The organism is Streptomyces sp. 4N124 (assembly GCF_052245395.1).
Taxonomy (GTDB): Bacteria; Actinomycetota; Actinomycetes; order Streptomycetales; family Streptomycetaceae; genus Streptomyces.
Map to the genome: position 1 here is coordinate 18132 of NZ_JBQQBS010000080.1, position 17589 is coordinate 35720.

The following is a 17589-nucleotide window of genomic DNA, read 5'->3' on the forward strand; positions in this document are numbered from 1 at the left end:
CTGTCAGTGGTGCCATAGTGATCCCTTGATTCGAAAGATGTAGCGAGCATCCAGGGACCCCGTGGACACGAGCGAGAGCAGCCCCCACTCCGACTCCGAGGCCGCCGAGAAGGCGGGACCGCCCCGCCGCGGCTGGCGCCGCTGGGCCTTGGACACCCGTCCGCTGCGCCGCCCCGCCTACCGGCGCCTGTGGAGTTCCACCATCGTCACCGCCGTCGGCAGCCAGCTCACCGCCGTCGCCGTGCCCAAGCAGATCTACGACATCACCGGCTCGTCGGCCTGGGTCGGCTACGCCAGCCTCGCCGGGCTGCTGCCGCTGGTGGTGTTCGCGCTGTGGGGCGGCGCCGTCGCCGACGCCATGGACCGCCGCAGGCTGCTGCTGATCACCAACAGCGGCATAGCCGTCACCTCGCTGCTGTTCTTGATCCAGGCCGCCGCCGGGCTCGGCTCGGTGGCGGTGCTGATGGTGCTGCTCGCCGTGCAGCAGGCCTTCTTCGGCCTCAACGCCCCGGCCCGCAGCGCCTCGATCGCCCGCCTGGTCCCCGCCGACGAACTGCCCGCCGCGCAGGCCCTCGGCTCCACCGTCATGCAGACCGGCCTGGTGGCGGGCCCGCTCCTGGCCGGCGCCCTGATCCCGGTCATCGGCCTGCCCGAGCTGTATCTGATCGACGCCCTCGCCCTGTGCCTAGCGGTCTGGGCCGTCGTACGACTGCCCTCCCTGCCTCCGCTGGACGGCCGGCCCGCCCGCCGTGCCGGGCTGCGTGAGATCGGGGCCGGGTTCCGGTACATCTCCCTGCACAAGGTGCTGTTGCTGTCCTTCCTCGCCGACGTCGTCGCGATGGTCCTCGGCATGCCCCGGGCCCTGTTCCCGCAGCTGGCCGCCGAGACCTACGCGTCGTACGGCGAAGGGCTCGCGCTCGGCCTGCTGTTCGCGGCGATCCCCATCGGCGCGGTGCTGGGCGGGCTGTTCTCCGGCACGTTCTCCCGGGTCCGCTGGCACGGCTGGATGGTGATCGGCGCGGTCGTCGTCTGGGGCGTGGCCATCACCGGCTTCGGGCTGAGCGGCAGTCTGTGGCTCGCGGTGGCGTTCCTGGCGGTGGCCGGGGTCGCCGACATGGTCTCGATGGTCTTCCGCGGGGCGATCCTGCTGTCCGCCGCCACGGACGAGATGCGCGGCCGGATGCAGGGCGTGTTCACGGTCGTCGTCGCGGGCGGCCCACGCCTCGCCGACCTGCTGCACGGCACCGCGGGCTCCGCCTTCGGTCCGCGTACGGCGGTGGCGGGCGGCGGCATCCTGGTCGTCGCCGTGATGCTGGGCCTGGCCGCCGCGATGCCCGCACTGCGCCGCTACCGTGTCTGACGCCTACAGGCCCCGCCGGTGCATCGCGTACTGCTCCATGAGCTTGCCCCGGGTCGTCTCCAGCCGGTGCGCGAGGATCTCCGCCACGCTGCGCACCAGCGACAGCCCGAGCTGCGCATCCTCCTCGCACAGCTGAAGCACGGCCGCCGCGTCGAACTCGTAGGCGCGTACGGGGCTGAACGCCTCCGCGCCGAAGTCCCACTCGTGCGGCGGGAACAGCCAGGACCAGCCGAGCAGATCGCCCGCGCCGAGGCTCGCCACCGTGACCCGCTGCAGGGAGTTCACCCGCTGTGTGAGCGAGACCGCGCCCGAGCGGATGACCCAGAAGCGGTCGGCCCGGCCGCCCGCCTCGAAGATCCGGCAGTCCTCCGGGAAGGAGACCTCCCGCGCGAGCGCCATCAGGCGCTGCCGCTGGGGCGGAGGAAGGGCGGTCAGGAGTTTTATCGCTTTGGTCATGACGCGGGGCTCCTCGCCGGCGATCGGATCCGGTGCTTTCCCTACGCCCATTTCAGCCGCTGCCGACGCCCGGAGCACCTCGGCGGACAGCCGTTGCGGACGGCAACCCCGAGTACCCGCTGCGGGCATGAAAAAGCCCTGGCTGGACGGGGGAGGCCAGCCAGGGCCGTTCTTGGCGGTGTCGGAGGACGGATATGGTCGACCCCGTCACCACGTATGAATGAACCGTAAACCATCTCGGGGCTTTTCGCGCACTGGGAAGCCGGTCACGTGACCCGTTTCACGTCGGGCCCTGGTTTTGTGACACGCACCGTGTCCAGGGCCGGGTCGCTGGGGTCCGGGAGGTTCATTCCCGCGGCCAGGCCCGTGACCAGGTACCGCAGCACCGGCTCGGTGAGCCGTTCGCCGGGCAGCACGGCTGGGATCCCCGGCGGGTAGGGCGTGATCATCTCGGCCACGACGCGCCCGGCGGCCGCGTCCACCGGGACGTCCTCGGTGGCTCCGAAGAACGCGTCCCGCGGTGTCATGGCCTGCTCCAGACACAGCTCCACCGGTGCCGGGACGTCGACCCGCGGGGCCGGGGGCATCAAGGGCGCGGCCTGCGCGAGGTCCTTCAGCGCGGCGAGCAGTTCGCCAGTGGTCTCCTCGTCGTCGCCGTGAGTGATCTGCATGCCGATCCGACGGTGGTCGGCCAGGTGGGCGTCCACGCCGCGGTGGGCGCGGAGCCAGTCAGCGGCCTGATACCCGGTGATGCCGAGACCGTCGATGTCGATCACGACCGGCAGCGGGTCGAAGTCGGCGGCGAGTCCCGCACCGCAGAAGTCGTCGCGGTCGTTGACGTGCATCCCGTCGATCTGCTCGACGGCGGCCCGGACCTCGGCGGCGAGTTCCAGCGCGGCGCCCATGATCTCCTTCCCCCGCAGGGCCATCTGCCGTCGCCAGCCGTCGAGACCGGCGAAGATCAGCGCCGACGGACTGGTGGTGCCCAGCAGGTCCGCCCGCAGCCGCAGCAGCTCCGGCGGGACGAGGTCGCCCCGCAGATGGAAGACCGAGCCCTGCTCCAGGCCGCTGCCCATCTTGTGGATGCTGGTCACGCAGATGTCGGCGCCCGCGTCCATCGCCCAGGACGGCAGATCGTCATGGAAGGGCAGATGCGCGCCCCAGGCCTCGTCGACGATCAGCGGCAGCGAGCGCCGGTGGCAGACCCGCGCGATCGCCTTCAGATCGGCGCAACTGCCGTACGGCGTAGGGCTGGTGACCAGCGCTCCCTTCGCGTCGGGGTGGCGGTCGAGGGCCCGCTCGAACTCCTCCGCGGACGGCGGATGGGCCAGATGCCGGGCACCGTCCCACTGCGGCTCGACCCACACCGGCTCGATCCCGGACAGGATCAGTCCCGACGCGACGGACTTGTGGACGTCGCGCCCCAGCACCAGCTTCTCGTGCGGACCCGCCACCGCGAGCATCGCCGCCTTGACGGACAGCGAGCTGCCGCAGGTGGTGAAGAACGTGTGCTCGGCGTGCACCGCGTCGGCCATCAGCTCCTCGGCGCGCTCCAGGACCCGCCCGTGGTGGAGCCGGTCGTCCAGACCGCCCGACGCCAGGACATCACCGAGGAAGACCGCGTCCCCCAGCACCGCACGCACCGCCGGGTCGGCCCCGCGGGCCTGTTTGTGCCCGGGCGGCGTGAACGACAAGCGACCCCGGCGGCGATAGTCGTCCAAGGCCTCCAGGACCGGTGCGCGTGCGTGATCGGCCGTCATGCGCATCCGGGTTCCCGGCAGCACGGCAGGCAATCCGCCCTGGTCCCCGGGTCAGCCCTCCTCACTGTGCCTGCCAGGGGTGATGATCTCGTCCAGCACCCCGAGCACGGCCTCGTACGCCAGCGTCCGTACGGCCGCGTCCCGGGCCCTGTCAGGATCGGCGGGCGTGAGCGCGTCGATGCGTGACCGCCACATCCGCTTCTCCTGTTCGGCGTAGGCCCTGGCCCGCTGGATGCGCCGCAGCAGTTCGTCCGAGTCCACGACATCCGTCATGCGATCCGGGTACCCCCGTGTCGAGCGGCGACTACCCGCACTCCTGTTCTCGGGCAGAGGTTTGGCGGGATGCGCAGGGGTGAGGCGAACAACTGTGACCTCTTACACAGCCGGGCCCGGCTTCTTTCCGTACCGAACAGGAGCCAGAGGGATGTACGAGGATCGCTGGACCGGCCCCGGCGCGTCGGCCCCGAGCCGCCCCGGGCGGAGTTGTGCACCCGCCGAGGCGCGCAGAACCGTGGAGCGTGTGGTGACCGAACGCTGCCGCGCCACCGGAACCGCGTGCGGCGCCGACGCCCTGTCGGACGCCCTGCTCGTCGCCACGGAGCTGACGACCAACGCGATCCTGCACGGCGGCGGGGTCACGGACTTCCGTGTCGACGTCGAGGGACCCGCGGTACGGGTCTCGGTCTGCGACCGCAGCGACGCCCTGCCGGTGACCGAGCCGCCGGTCGACGCGGAAGGGCGGCAGCGGCCGGGCGGGCGCGGCTGGCCGATCGTCCTCCGGCTGGCCCGCGATGTACGGGTCGCGGACCTGCCGTCGGGCGGCAAGTGCATCACCGCCGTGGTGCCGCTGTCCTGAAGACCCGCGTCACTTCTTCGACCGCGCCCCGACGGGTACGTTCAACGGCCGTGCCAGACCGACCACGCCCTCGTCCAGGCGTTGCAGATGGCGCAGAACGCGGTCGGTGACCCGGCCGAACCGGGGGGTGCCGGGGATGTCGGGCTCCAGCAGCGAGGCGATGCTCGGCCCGGTCTCGACCTCGGCGGTGCTGTGCTCGTCCGCGACATGCCCGGCGATGGCCTCGATGTTGTGCGCGATCCGCCGTCCGGCCCGGCGCAGCCGGGGGTCCGCCGCGATCGACGGGTGGGTGGGCAGGAGTTCGGCGGTCGCGGCCAGCGCCCGCGCGTGGTACGCGCAGGTCTCCAGAAGCGCCACCACATAGCGCGCGGTGTCGCGTCGCGTCCGCAGGGGCGTGATCGGATGGGTGAGCGGCTGCGTGGCCGCGCTCAGATCGGCCAGCGCCTCGTCCAGGTCGCGCGCCTTGTCCAGCAGTTCGACCTCCGGCCCGCCGCTGAGCTGGTCGATGGCGGCCTCGGCGACATCGCCGAGCCGTTCCAGCACCGTCCCCAGGAGGTCGTTCGTACGACGGTCCGTGCGGACCGGCAGCACCAGCGCCGCCGCGACGATCCCGCAGGCCGCGCCGAGCGCCGTCTCCTCCACGCGCAGCAGCAGCACCGAGAGGCTGTAGGTGTGCAGCAGGGTGTAGAGCACGCCCAGTGCCGCGGTGACGAAGAAGGACATCAGCGTGTAGGACAGCGGCGCCGTGTAGAACATCAAGAAGACGCACAGCAGGACCAGCGCGAACGCCGGCCAGGTGTGCCCGGCGACGAGGCCCGCGAGCGCGATCCCGGCCACGACACCGAGCACGGTCCCCAGGAGCCGACGGTAGCTCTTGACCAGGATCTCGCCCGTCGACGCCGTGTTGATGAAGACGATCCAGCAGGTCAGCACCGCCCAGTACCAGCGCTGGCTGGAGAGCAGCTCGCCCCCGGCAATGGCGAGCGCCGAGCCGACGGCCACCTGCACGGCGGCTCGCGTCGTGGGGCGGCGCAGCCCCGATTCCGTCGGCTCGCTCTCCTCGGCGCCGGTGATCGCCGCGTCCTCGGCGTCGAGTTCCTCGCGTGAACGGGCTGTCGCTGGGGTGTCGTCCGACTCGTCCTGCGGGCCGTCGAGGGCGACCCGCAGCCCGAGAACCGCGCGGGCGGTCTCGCCGATGCCGCGGAAGACGTCCTGGACGGCGGGCGGCGCGGGCGGCAGGTTCTCCTCCTCGCGGTAGCCGAGCAGCCGGTTGCGCACGTGGGACAGTCCCGTACCGGTGTCCTGGGAGACCGGCCGCAGCACCAACAGCCGCAGCGCGTCCAGGTCGCGGCGCAGCGTGGCGGTCGCCTCGTCCCGCACCGGAAGAGGGCTGCCCGTCGGGGCGGGTGCGCCCGGCAGGTGCAGGGTGAGCGTGTCCGCCCGCTCGGCGCTGCGCGCGGTCAGCAGCAACAGGCCGAGCCGTTCGGCGGCGATCTCGGCGTCCGCGACCCGGCGTTGCAGCAGCCGTGCCACCGTCTCGTCGGACGTCCCGTCGTCGAGCCGGCCCTGGATCAGCATGGCCGTCTCGTGCAGCCGCGCCGTGCCGTCGCGTACGTCCTCCAGCGCCTTGTCGACGTCGTCGGGACCCGCGTCCAGCAGGTCGAGCTGGGCGGACACGAGCTGGGCCAGCCGGGCGCGGAACGCCTCCCGCAGCCGCTCCAGCGTCCCCGCCGCCGTCTGCGGCACCACCACGAAACGCAGGGCGGCGCTGCACAGGAAGGCGACGACGATCGCCCCGCACAGCTCGGGCAGGGCCGAGACGGTGGCGCCGACGAACAGGGACAGGAAGTACACCTGGAAGCCGATCAGCCCGAGCGCGGTGCCCCGGTCGCCGAACCTGCGCACATACACACCGGCGAAGACCAGCATGACGAAGAAGGCGTCACCGGCCGCCACATGGGAGCGCAGCAGCGCCCCCAGGCTCACGGCGGCCAGCGCCACCGGCAGCCCCAGCGCGAGCGTGACGGCCTGCTGGGCGCGCTGCTTCTCCCGGATGGCGAAGGTGGCGACCATCGCCGCCATGGCTCCCGCGACCAGATGGGTCACGTCGGATCCCAGCAGGGCGAGCACGGCCAGCGCGAGGGCGATGGCGCCCACTGTCCGCAGTCCCGCGGTCAGTCGCAGCAGGCCGGGGTCGGACGCCGCCGCGAGGTCCCGCAGCCGCGCCCGGTCCCTTCGTCCCGCTGCTCTCACGCCGCCGTACTCACTCCCGCCGCCTGCCAAGATCCGGCCTCAGCATCGCACGCCGGGCCCATGCTCAGGAGAGCCGGTCAGCAGCGCACGACGGCCTCACTGATCCTGCCGGTCCGTGCCCTCGACATGCGCCCGCACCTGTTCGGGCGTCAGATACGAGTGGATGTACTCGAAGTCATGCAGCTTGGCGGGCTTGCGGGACTGGAATCCGGTGCGCACGAAGTCGTCGCCCGCGAGCGCGTTGAGCACCCAGTTCGTCATGACCCGTGTCTTGGCGACGTTGGTGCGCAGCGCCGACCAGTGGTAGCCGCGGGCCACCGCCTGCGCGGGCACGCCCCGCAGTTCGATGCCGAGCGGCTTGGACACGGCGTCCTTGCCGCCGAGGTCGACGACGAGGCCGAGGTCCTTGTGGACGTACGGCACCATCGGCTGGTTGCGCAACGTCGCGATGACGTTTTCGGCGACGCGCTTTCCCTGGCGCATGGCGTGCTGGGCCGTCGGCGGGCAGACCGCACCCTCCTCGTCCTTGGCCTTGTCGGGCACCGCGGCCGCGTCGCCGAGCGCGAAGACGCCGTCGTGGCCGGGCAGGTTCATCTCGGCGGTGACCGCGAGCCGCCCCCGGACCGTCTCCGCGCCCAGGGTGGCGATGAGCGGGCTGGCGACCACGCCGGCGGTCCAGATGAGCGTGCGGGTGGGGATCACGCGCCCGTCGGTGAACGTGACTTCCTCGGGTCCGGCCTTGTCGATGGAGACGCCGAGGGAGATGTCGATCCCGCGCCTGCCCAGGATCTCCTGGGCGCTGCGGCCGAGCTTGTCGCCCAGCTCGGGCATCAGCTTCGGCGCGATGTCGATCAGATGCCACTTGATCAGCGCCGGGTCGATGCGGGGGTAGCGCTTGACGGCGGCGTGGGTGAGGCGCTGGAGGCAGGCGGCGGTCTCGGTGCCCGCGTATCCGCCGCCGACGACCACGAACTGCAGCCGGGCGGCGCGTTCGGCGGGGTCCTGGCTGGCGTCGGCGAGGTCCAGCTGGGAGATGACGTGGTCACGGATGTAGGCGGCCTCGGCGAGGGTCTTCATGCCGAACGCGTGGTCCGTGAGCCCGGGGATGTCGAAGGTGCGGGTGACGCTGCCGGGTGCCAGCACGATGTAGTCGTACGGCTCGTCGACGATCTGGCCGTTGATGGTGCGGATGACGCACACCTTGGCCTTGAGGTCCACGCCTATCGCGCCACCCGGGATGATCCGGGTGCGGTACTTCTTGCTGCGGCGCAGCGATACGGCGATCGACTGCGGCGTCAGTACGCCGGAGGCGACCTGGGGCAGCAGTGGCAGATAGAGCTGGTAGGCGAACGGCGTCACCAGGGTGACGTCGGCCTCGTCGGGGGCGAGTTTGCGTTCCAGGCGGCGTACGCACGCCACTCCGGCGAAGCCTGCGCCAACCACCAGGATCCTGGGTCGTGTCACGGTGTCCATCCCTTCTGCGGCTCCAGGCGGTCCCACTGGACGCGGTTCGTATGCCCCTGGATCACTGGTTCGCACCTCATCGATCCCACCGTGCCTTCAGCCGTTCCGCCAGCCGGGTGCGGCAGGCAGACGAACGCGTCGAGGACCACCATGCCCCGCCCGGTGCCCCGGTGCACCGGGCGGGTGTGAATGAGGTGTGTGCGCGATGCCTTGACGGGTGATTGGTCTGGTCCTACCGTCCGAGACGTTCGTTCAGGACAGGGATCGAGATTCACATACCTGACCATCTCGATCGCCCCCCACCCCCAGGAGGCAGGATGTACCCACGCCTGCGGACGCTCACCGTCACCACCGCGGTGTGCGCCGCGTCGTTACTGGCCGTCCCGCACGCCGTCGCCGAAGTGGAGCCCGGCGGCTGGCAGTCGGTCTCACCCACCTACACCGTCCAGGAGCGCGGCTGCGGACAGGTCGACGGCCTGACCTTCCGGCTCACCTGCTCGACAGCGAGCGGAGACCAACGGGCTGAACGGCGCTACGCCACCTACACCGGCGGTACCCGGCAGTTCGAGGGCTACTTCCGCATCACCGACCTCAGCGGCACCAGGATCAGCCTCAAGCAGACCTTCCACGAGTCGGGTTCGGGCCCGTACTTCATGCTCGCCGTCGAGCGCGGCGGCCGGCTGTACGCGGTGCACGGCGGCACCACGCTCTCCAACGCCGGGACCGTCGGCGCGACCGTCCGCGTCAACACCGTCCATGCCGTCGGCGACGAGCACCGCACCTACATCAACGGCTCGCTGAAGCACAGTTACGACAGCCCCGGCGGAAGCTTCTACGACAAGTTCGGCGCCTACCGCACCAACAGTGGCAACGGAACCGCCACCGTGGAGTGGAGCGGCATCCGGTTCTGGCGCAAGTAGGCGCAAGCAGTCGTATGCCCAGGACGTCACGTATCGCGGTGCCGGCAGCGCTGTTCCTGGCGCTGTCGGCCTGCACGACCCACGCGCCGGAACCCGACCAGCCCCTCCAAGCGGCCCTCACCACACCCACCGACATCGACCTCACCTGGCACGACGACCGGCCCGGCGTCGCCGGCCACGTCCTGGAGTTCGCCACCGAGGAGGACGGCCCGTACACCGTGCTGCGGTACCTGCCGCGGCAGGTGACGGCCTACCGGCACCCCGACCTCATACCGCACACGACGTTCCACTACCGGCTGCGGTCCTACCGCGGTCCCACCTCCGCACCTGCCCGCGCCGACCGCACGGACAGCGTCCGCTTCACCTGGACCGACGCGTCGGACGACGAGGACGGCTTCCTGCTGGAGATCCGCAGAAAGGGCGGCATCCGGTACGAACCGATCGCGGTGCTCGACCCGGACGTCACCTCGACCGAGCTGGCCGTCCTGCCCGGTGAGAAGCGGGCCTCGTACCGGATCCGGGCCTTCGTCCTCGGTGAGCGGTCGAACGTGGTGCGGCTGACGACGGGGGAGTAGGCGGCAGATCACCGGAACACGTTGTCTGACTCCTCCCAGCCCGCGGTCTCGTCCGGCACGGTCCGCCGAAAACTGCGGGAACGCGCCTGGTACATGGCGTCGATCTCGAACGCGTAGTGCTCGACGATCGCGTCCCGGCGCAGCTTCATCGACGGTGTCAGCAGCCCGTTGGACAGGGCGAACGGCTCCGGCAGCACCCGGAAGACCCGGATGGACTCCGAGCGGGACACGGCGCTGTTGGCCGCCGCTATGGCACGCGCGATCTCCTCCCGCAGCGCGTTCTCCTCCCGGGCATCCCGGCTCGGCGTGTCGCTCGGCAGGGCGAGGGCGCCGCGCCAGTGCGCCAGGAACTCCGGGTCCAGGGTGATCAGGGCGCCGACACAGGGCCGGTTGTCGCCGACGATGACGGCCTGATGGACCAAGGGATGCATCCGCAGCCGCTGCTCCAAGGGCGCGGGCGCCACACTCTTGCCGCTGCTGGTGATGATGATGTCCTTCTTGCGGCCGGTGATCGTCAGATAGCCCTCGGGGTCGAGCCGTCCGATGTCGCCGGTCGCCAGCCAGCCGCCGCGGAGCGCGGCACGGGTGGCGGCCTCGTGGTTGACGTAGCCCTGGAAGACGGAGGGACCGTGCACCAGGATCTCCCCGTCGTCGGCCACCCGGATGTCCGTGCCCGGCAGTGCTTTCCCCACGGTGCCGGACCGCTCCCGGCCCAGCGGCTGCATCGTGATGCCGCCGCAGGTCTCCGTGAGGCCGTAGCCGTCGTGGACGTAGATGCCGATGCCCTCGTAGAAGAGGGACAGTTCGCGGTTGAGCGGGGAACCGCCCGAGGTCGCGCGGCGTGCCCGGCCGCCCAGCGCCATTCTGAGCTTGCGGTACACCGTCCGTTCGAACAGGGCGTGTTGCAGCCGCAGGTCGAAGGCCGGCCCCGGTCCCTCGCCGAGCCGCTGCCGTTCGCAGGCCGCGGCGAAGTCCCGTGCCGTGTCGGCCGCCTTCTCGAACAGGGCGCCACGGCCCGTCTGCTGGGCCGTCCGCAGGAAGTTCTTGTAGATCTTCTCGAAGACCGACGGAACGGCGTAGAAGTACGTCGGCCGGAAGGACTGCAGGGCCGACACAAGTGCCCCCTCGCTGATGTCCGGTTGGTGGCCCATGAGGATTCCGCCGCGCAGACACAGGCCCTGGATCATGAGGCCGTAGACGTGCGAGAACGGCAGGAAGGCGAGCACGGACGGCTGGTCTCCGGGCGGTGCCGCCGTGTGGCCCCAGCCCGCGAGCAGCGTGTCGCAGGGGCTCGCCAGCCCGCGGTGGCTCAGCGCGCACCCCAGAGGATGGCCCGACGTGCCGGACGTGTAGGCGATGACCGCCGTGGAGTCCGGCATCACGATGCGGCGCAGTGAGTCGACCGTGGCCAGCGGGATGAACGCGCCCCGTTCCGTCAGCTGGTCCAGCGCCCCCGCGTCCAACTGCCAGACGTGGCGCAGCAATGGCAGCCCCGAGCACACGGAGCCGACGGTCATGATGGCCTGCTCGTCCTCCACGACCATGGCCACGCAGGCGGCGTCCCGCAGGATCCACTCGATCTGGTCGCGCGACGACGTCGGATAGATCGGCACGACCTCGGCGCCCACCGCCCAGAGGGCGTAGCTGAGTACCGTCCACTCGTACCGCGTGCACGCCATGATCGCCACGCGGTTGCCCGGCAGGATCCCGCACGCGACGAGCCCCTTGGCCACGTCGACCACTTCGTCGCGGAGTTCGACGGCGGTCACCTCTTCCCAGACCTGGGAGGAGGGGTGGGCGCGGCGCGCGAGCACCGGGAGGGTGGGCCGTAGTTCCGCTGTCTCGAAGATGCTGTCGGCGAGTCCGCCGGCCATGGGCGTGGTGGTCGGTGGAGCGAGGGCGAAGTCGCGCATGCGCTGCTCCTGCTGCTGTGTACGGGCTGTGACTTCGCCGACGAGCACAGTTATCGGCGGGCTCGAATCTAGCCCAGGTGACAGCCCGTGGTGCCGGGAACGGAGAAGTCGCCTCCGCCCGAGCGTCACACGGTGTACGGCGTCAACCACACCGTGGCCAGCGGCGGCAGCGTGATCCGGAGATGCCCGTCCTCCGGTTTGACCGGGTCGGGGTTGGTGACGTCGCTGCCGCCGTACTTCGCCGCGTCCGTGTTGAGGGTTTCGTTCCAGGCGACGACGGTGTCGGGGACGCCGAGGCGGTAGTCGTGGCGGACGACGGGGGAGAAGTTGGAGACGGACAGGAGCGGAGCGCCCTTCGCGTCGTACCTCAGGAAGGCGAAGACGTTGTCCTCGGCGGCGTCCCCGATGACCCACTGGAAGCCGGACGGTTCGGTGTCGCGCTGCCACAGCGACGGCGTCGCCCGGTAGATCGTGTTCAGGTCGCGCACCAGGTCGCGCACCCCTCGGTGGTCGGCCTCCGCGCTGTAGTCAGGATCCAGCAGCCACCATTCCGGCCCATGGGCCTCGGACCATTCGGCGCCCTGGGCGAACTCCTGGCCCATGAAGAGGAGTTGCTTGCCGGGGTGGGCCCACATGAAGCCCAGATAGGCACGATGGTTGGCGCGCTGCTGCCACCAGTCGCCGGGCATCTTCGAGACCAGGGCCTGCTTGCCGTGGACGACCTCGTCGTGCGAGATGGGCAGGACGTAGTTCTCGCTGTAGGCGTAGACCATCGAGAAGGTCATCTCGTTGTGGTGGTACTTGCGGTGGACCGGCTCGTGCGCGACATAGCCCAGCGAGTCATGCATCCACCCCATGTTCCACTTCAGCCCGAAGCCCAGCCCGCCGCTGTCGGTCGGCCGCGTCACCCCATCCCACGCCGTCGACTCCTCGGCGATCATCACGACCCCCGGCGCCCGCCGGTACACGGTCGCGTTCATCTCCCGCAGGAACGCCACCGCGTCCAGATCCTCCCGCCCTCCGTACACATTGGGCGTCCACTGACCGGAGTCGCGCGAGTAGTCGAGGTAGAGCATCGAGGCGACGGCGTCCACCCGCAGCCCGTCGATGTGGAACTCCTCGCACCAGTACACGGCGTTGGCGACAAGGAAGTTGCGCACCTCGGTGCGCCCGAAGTCGAACTCGTACGTCCCCCAGTCCGGATGCTCGGCCCGCCGGTCGTCTCCCGGCTCGTACAGCGCATCCCCGTCGAAGCGGGCCAACGCCCAGTCGTCCTTGGGGAAATGGGCGGGCACCCAGTCCATGATCACGCCGATACCGGCCCGGTGCAGGGCGTCCACCAGGTACTTGAAGTCGTCGGGGGTGCCGAGGCGGGAGGTGGGGGCGTAGTACGACGTGACCTGGTAGCCCCAGGAGCCGCCGAAGGGGTGTTCCATGACCGGCATCAGTTCGACGTGGGTGAAACCGAGGTCCTTGACGTAGGCCGGTAGCTCCTCGGCGAGTTGACGGTACGTCAGGCCTGGCCGCCAGGACGGCAGGTGCACCTCGTACACGGAGAACGGCGCCACATGCACAGGCACGTCCCCGCGCCGCGCCAGCCACTGAGCGTCGCCCCACTCGTAGTCGGACGCCGTCACCACGGACGCCGTGTTCGGCGGGACCTCCGCACGGCGGGCCATCGGGTCGGCCTTGAGGAAGCGGCCGCCGTACCGGGAGGTGATCTCGAACTTGTAGCGGGTGCCCTCGCCGATGCCGGGCAGGAACAGTTCCCACACGCCGGACGAACCGAGGGACCGCATGGGGAACGCCGTGCCGTCCCAGCAGGTGAACTCCCCGGCCACGCGCACACCTTGAGCGTTCGGCGCCCAGACGGTGAAGCGGGTGCCGGTGACGCCCTGGTGGGTCATCGGCTCGGCGCCGAGCGCCCGCCACAGCTGCTCGTGCCGGCCCTCGCGGATCAGATGCAGATCGAGATCGCCGAGGGCGGGCAGAAAGCGGTACGGGTCGTGGACCTCGTGCTCATCGTCCTCGTAGGCAACCACCAGCGTGTACGACGGAATCGCGTCGAGCGGCAGTACGGCCGAGAAGAGGCCGTCCCCGTCCGAGGCGAGCCCGGTGCGCTGCCCGTCGATCACGACGCTCACCGCGCGGGCGAACGGACGCAACGCCCGGAAGACGACCCCGTCCGGCACCGGATGGGCGCCGAGCAGGGCGTGCGGGTCGTGGTGGGCGCCGGCCAGGAGGCGCTCACGGTCGGCGGGGTCCAGGGGCGCGGCCGTGGGCGGCAGCGGGCCGGACGGCTCGGGGAGGGAGGTGTCACGCAAGGCCACGGCTTCAGCTTCCTCTCACGGCGAGACGCTCGATCGCCGCCATCGGCACGGAGAGCCAGTCCGGACGGTTTCTGGCTTCGTACAGCACTTCGTACACGGCGCGGTCGGTCTCGTAGGCGCGCAGCAGCCCGTGCTTCTTGCGCGGGTCCCAGCCCGCACGGGCGGCATAGCCCGCACAGTAGGCCTCCCGGCAGCGGCGCGCCCACTCGGGACGCCACGGCCGGCGCTGCCGGGCCGCGTAGTCGAAGGAGCGCAGCATGCCCGCGATGTCCCGCACCGGCGACTGGGCGCTGCACCGCTCGGCGAGCGGCCGGGACGGCTCGCCCTCGAAGTCGATGACGAACCACTCGCGCCCGGCGCGCAGCACCTGGCCGAGGTGCAGATCGCCATGGATGCGCTGGGCGGGCGGGCCGGTGTCGCAGGTCGTGAGCGCGGAGAACGCGGTCCGCAGACCGGGGACGAACGGCCGCAGCGCCGGTACGCAGTGCGCGGCGGCGTCCAGCCGCGAGATCATCGCAGCCGCCGTGCGGCCGTGCTCCTCGTGCGCGCCCGCCGGGAAGGCCGACGCCAGCGCGAGGTGCACCTCGGCCATGGCCTGCCCCAACTGGTGTGCCTGCGCGGTGAAGTCGGCACCCGACGACAGCGCGTGCAGCGCCAGGGTCCAGCCGTCGGACGCGTCCCGCAGATACGGCTGCAGCACGCCGAGCGTCGCCTCCTGCGGATGCGTGGTCCGGAACCAGGCCACCGGTGCGGGCACCCGGCGGCAGCCAAGCTCGGCCAGCGCGCCCGGCACCTCCAGGTCCGGGTTGACGCCCGGCTGGATGCGCCGGAAGACCTTCAGGATGTACGCGTCGCCGTACACCAGCGAGGAGTTGGACTGCTCGGCGTCCAGCAGCCGGGGCGGCAGTCCGGCGGGGATCTCCGCGGCCGGGTCGGCCTCGAAGCGAAGGGGGCCCACCGTGCCGGGATGCCGCAGCCGCTCCAGGAGCAACTGCGCCGAGCGCGGGTCGTGCAGCGCGTCGTACACCGTCAGGCCGGCCAGCGGACCGTCCTCGGCCCGCCCGATCAGGGCCCGGCCGAGACGCGGCGACAGGTGCCTGCGCACACCGAGCAGCAGCTGGTAGCAGTCACCGGCCGGAGCAGCACAGGCGCCGCCGGGGGCGGGGACGGCCGGGGGACCGGCGTGCACCAGCAGGTGCAGGCAGCCCGGATACAGCTCCGTCATGGACAGCAGCGCGAGGTCGGTGACGGGCCGGTCCTTGCCCGCGAACCACCGCTGCCGTGGCAGCCATTCGCGCAGCAGCCCGGCGAGCGAGGCCATGGGCCCGGCGACAGCCGTACGACTGGGGTGCAGCGATGCGGTCTTCGGCATGGTGACGCGTCCTTTCCTCGGCGCCCACTCAGTGGCGTCGGCCGATGCGGGATGCGACTCGGACGAGCCGGAACCAGTAGAAGCCGTGACCCCCCAGGGTCAGCAGGTACGGAAGTTCACCGATGGCGGGGAAGCGGACTCCGCCGAACAGCTCAACGGGATGCCGGCCGCTGAACTCGCGCAGGTCCAGCTCGGTGGGCTGCGCGAAGCGCGCGAAGTTGCTCACGCAGAGCACCAGGTCGTCCTCGTACTCGCGCAGGAAGGCGATCACCGCCGGGTTGGAGGACTGCAGTTCGGTGTACGAGCCGAGGCCGAACGCCGGGTTCTGCTTGCGGATCTCGATCATGCGGCGGGTCCAGTGCAGCAGCGACGAGGGCGAGGACATGGACGCCTCGACGTTCGTGACCTGGTGGCCGTAGACCGGATCCATGATCGTCGGCAGGAACAGCCGGCCCGGGTCGCACGACGAGAAGCCCGCGTTGCGGTCCGGGGTCCACTGCATGGGCGTGCGGACGGCGTCGCGGTCGCCGAGCCAGATGTTGTCGCCCATGCCGATCTCGTCGCCGTAGTACAGGATCGGGCTGCCCGGGAGGGAGAGCAGCAGGGCGGTGAACAGTTCGATGGTGTGGCGGTCGTTGTCGAGGAGCGGCGCGAGGCGGCGGCGGATGCCGATGTTGGCGCGCATACGTGGGTCCTTCGCGTATTCCGCCCACATGTAGTCGCGTTCCTCGTCGGTGACCATTTCCAGGGTCAGCTCGTCGTGGTTGCGCAGGAAGATGCCCCACTGGCAGTTGGAGGGAATCGCCGGGGTCTTCGCCAGGATTTCCGAGACCGGGTAGCGGGATTCCCGGCGTACGGCCATGAAGATCCGTGGCATCACCGGGAAATGGAACGCCATATGGCATTCGTCGCCGCCGGTCCGGTAGTCGCCGAAGTAGTCGACGACGTCTTCCGGCCACTGGTTCGCCTCCGCCAGCAGCACGGTGTCCGGGTACAGCGCGTCGATCTCACGGCGGACGCGTTTCAGGAACTGGTGCGTGGCGGGAAGGTTCTCGCAGTTGGTGCCATCGGCCGCGTACAGGTACGGCACGGCGTCGAGCCGGTAGCCATCGACGCCCAGGTCCAGCCAGAACCGCAGGGCGGCGAGGATTTCCTCCTGGACGGCCGGGTTCTCGTAGTTCAGGTCCGGCTGGTGGGAGAAGAAGCGGTGGAAGAAGTACTGGCCCCGGACCGGGTCGAAGGTCCAGTTGGAGGCCTCGGTGTCGACGAAGATGATCCGGGCGTCCTGGAACTGCTTGTCGTCGTCGGCCCACATGTAGTAGTCGCCGTAGGGGCCGTCGGGATTGATGCGGGACTCCTGGAACCACGGGTGCTGGTCGCTGGTGTGGTTCATGACGAAGTCGATGATGACGCGCATGCCGCGCTGGTGGGCGGCGTCGACGAATTCCACGAAGTCGGCGAGGTCACCGAATTCCGGCAGGACGGCCGTGTAGTCGGAGACGTCGTAACCGCCGTCCCGCAGGGGCGATTGGAAGAAGGGCGGCAGCCAGAGACAGTCCACGCCCAGCCACTGCAGATAGTCCAGCTTGGCGGTCAGGCCGCGGAGGTCGCCGACGCCGTCGCCGTTGCTGTCCTGGAAGGAGCGGACGAGGACCTCGTAGAAAACCGCTCGCTTGAACCACTCCGGGTCCCGGTCCTTGGCGGGAGTGTCCTCGAAGGTGTCCGGGACGGGCTGGTTGACGGTCATGACGCTGCCGACCCTCCGTTGGGCGCTCGCTCCACGTGGAGCACATGCGCGGGAGCCCGGCCGGGCTCCAGGCGGACGTAGTTGGTCCTGCCCCACCGGTACGTCTCACCCGACAGCTCGTCGTGCACGGACACCGACTCGTGCCAGTCCAGGCCGAGTTGCGGCATGTCCAACGAGACCGTGGCCTCCTGTGCGTGATGAGGGTCGAGGTTCGCGACCACGATCACCGTGTCGTCGCCCGTGCGTTTGCTGTACGCGATGAGGGCGTCGTTGTCGGTCGCGTGGAAGGTGAGGTTCCTGAGCCTTCGCAGTGCGGGGTGGCGTCGCCGTATGGTGTTGAGCTGGGTGATGAGCGGGGTGATGGTGGCTCCCGCGTGTTCGGCCGCTTCCCAGTCGCGGGGCTTGAGCTGGTACTTCTCCGAGTCGAGGTACTCCTCGCTGCCCTCGCGCAGCGGCACGTTCTCGCACAGCTCGTAGCCGCTGTACACGCCCCAGGTCGGCGACAGGGTGGCCGCCAGTACCGCCCGCACCTCGAACGCCGGCCGCCCGCCCTGCTGCAGATACGCGTGCAGAATGTCCGGCG

14 protein-coding genes are annotated in these 17589 nt (G+C 70.6%); 4 read left to right on the forward strand and 10 right to left on the reverse strand.

The window, feature by feature from the left end:
• Window positions 1–61 precede the first annotated feature (61 nt).
• Window positions 62–1360: an MFS transporter gene (locus tag ACTWQO_RS44010; protein WP_443243006.1), complete on the forward strand. Its 1299-nt coding sequence runs from the start codon at window positions 62–64 to the stop codon at window positions 1358–1360.
• A gap of 3 nt (window positions 1361–1363) precedes the next feature.
• Here ACTWQO_RS44010 and ACTWQO_RS44015 read toward each other — a convergent pair whose 3' ends face one another.
• From ACTWQO_RS44015 to ACTWQO_RS44025, 3 genes are all read right to left on the reverse strand, one after another.
• A complete protein-coding gene (locus tag ACTWQO_RS44015) occupies window positions 1364–1816 on the reverse strand; it encodes a cyclic nucleotide-binding domain-containing protein (RefSeq protein ID WP_443243007.1) in 453 nt (150 codons plus the stop codon).
• A 266-nt stretch (window positions 1817–2082) separates the two neighbouring features.
• Window positions 2083–3576 carry an aminotransferase class I/II-fold pyridoxal phosphate-dependent enzyme gene (locus ACTWQO_RS44020; protein WP_443243008.1) on the reverse strand — a complete coding sequence of 498 codons (1494 nt, stop codon included), beginning with the start codon at window positions 3574–3576 and terminating at the stop codon, window positions 2083–2085.
• Between the two features lie 51 nt (window positions 3577–3627).
• Complete coding sequence (locus tag ACTWQO_RS44025) at window positions 3628–3849, reverse strand: hypothetical protein (RefSeq protein ID WP_443243009.1); 222 nt, start codon at window positions 3847–3849, stop codon at window positions 3628–3630.
• A 151-nt stretch (window positions 3850–4000) separates the two neighbouring features.
• Here ACTWQO_RS44025 and ACTWQO_RS44030 point away from each other — a divergent pair, with 151 nt between their 5' ends.
• On the forward strand, window positions 4001–4432 hold the full coding sequence (locus ACTWQO_RS44030) for an ATP-binding protein (RefSeq protein WP_443243010.1): 432 nt from the start codon (window positions 4001–4003) through the stop codon (window positions 4430–4432).
• A 9-nt stretch (window positions 4433–4441) separates the two neighbouring features.
• On the opposite strand, the gene ACTWQO_RS44035 is transcribed toward ACTWQO_RS44030, so the two are convergent.
• Both ACTWQO_RS44035 and ACTWQO_RS44040 read right to left on the reverse strand, forming a co-directional pair.
• Window positions 4442–6685 (reverse strand): FUSC family protein, encoded by a 2244-nt coding sequence (locus ACTWQO_RS44035; protein ID WP_443243011.1) that lies wholly within the window; start codon window positions 6683–6685, stop codon window positions 4442–4444.
• Between the two features lie 96 nt (window positions 6686–6781).
• Window positions 6782–8158, reverse strand: a complete 1377-nt coding sequence (locus ACTWQO_RS44040; RefSeq protein ID WP_443243012.1) for an NAD(P)/FAD-dependent oxidoreductase — start codon at window positions 8156–8158, stop codon at window positions 6782–6784.
• A gap of 308 nt (window positions 8159–8466) precedes the next feature.
• Between ACTWQO_RS44040 and ACTWQO_RS44045 the strand changes: the two genes are divergently transcribed.
• Together ACTWQO_RS44045 and ACTWQO_RS44050 are read left to right on the forward strand one after the other, a co-directional pair.
• Complete coding sequence (locus ACTWQO_RS44045; protein ID WP_443243013.1) at window positions 8467–9069, forward strand: hypothetical protein; 603 nt, start codon at window positions 8467–8469, stop codon at window positions 9067–9069.
• A gap of 14 nt (window positions 9070–9083) precedes the next feature.
• Entirely contained in the window at window positions 9084–9644 is a 561-nt protein-coding gene (locus ACTWQO_RS44050) for a fibronectin type III domain-containing protein (protein ID WP_443243014.1), read from the forward strand.
• Between the two features lie 8 nt (window positions 9645–9652).
• Here ACTWQO_RS44050 and ACTWQO_RS44055 read toward each other — a convergent pair whose 3' ends face one another.
• The 5 genes from ACTWQO_RS44055 to ACTWQO_RS44075 form a co-directional block, all read right to left on the reverse strand.
• Window positions 9653–11557 (reverse strand): AMP-dependent synthetase/ligase, encoded by a 1905-nt coding sequence (locus tag ACTWQO_RS44055; RefSeq protein WP_443243015.1) that lies wholly within the window; start codon window positions 11555–11557, stop codon window positions 9653–9655.
• Window positions 11558–11682: 125 nt separating this feature from the next.
• A complete protein-coding gene (gene glgB / locus ACTWQO_RS44060; protein WP_443243016.1) occupies window positions 11683–13887 on the reverse strand; it encodes a 1,4-alpha-glucan branching enzyme in 2205 nt (734 codons plus the stop codon).
• 4 nt (window positions 13888–13891) lie between these two features.
• The gene (locus tag ACTWQO_RS44065; protein ID WP_443243017.1) at window positions 13892–15259 is read right to left on the reverse strand and encodes a maltokinase N-terminal cap-like domain-containing protein; all 1368 of its coding nucleotides are present in this window, start codon (window positions 15257–15259) and stop codon (window positions 13892–13894) included.
• 28 nt (window positions 15260–15287) lie between these two features.
• Window positions 15288–17006: a maltose alpha-D-glucosyltransferase gene (treS, locus tag ACTWQO_RS44070; RefSeq protein WP_443243018.1), complete on the reverse strand. Its 1719-nt coding sequence runs from the start codon at window positions 17004–17006 to the stop codon at window positions 15288–15290.
• Window positions 17003–17589, reverse strand: a 587-nt coding sequence (locus tag ACTWQO_RS44075) for a DUF3459 domain-containing protein (protein WP_443243019.1), incomplete at its 5' end; no start/stop codon positions are given. The genes treS and ACTWQO_RS44075, both read right to left, overlap by 4 nt.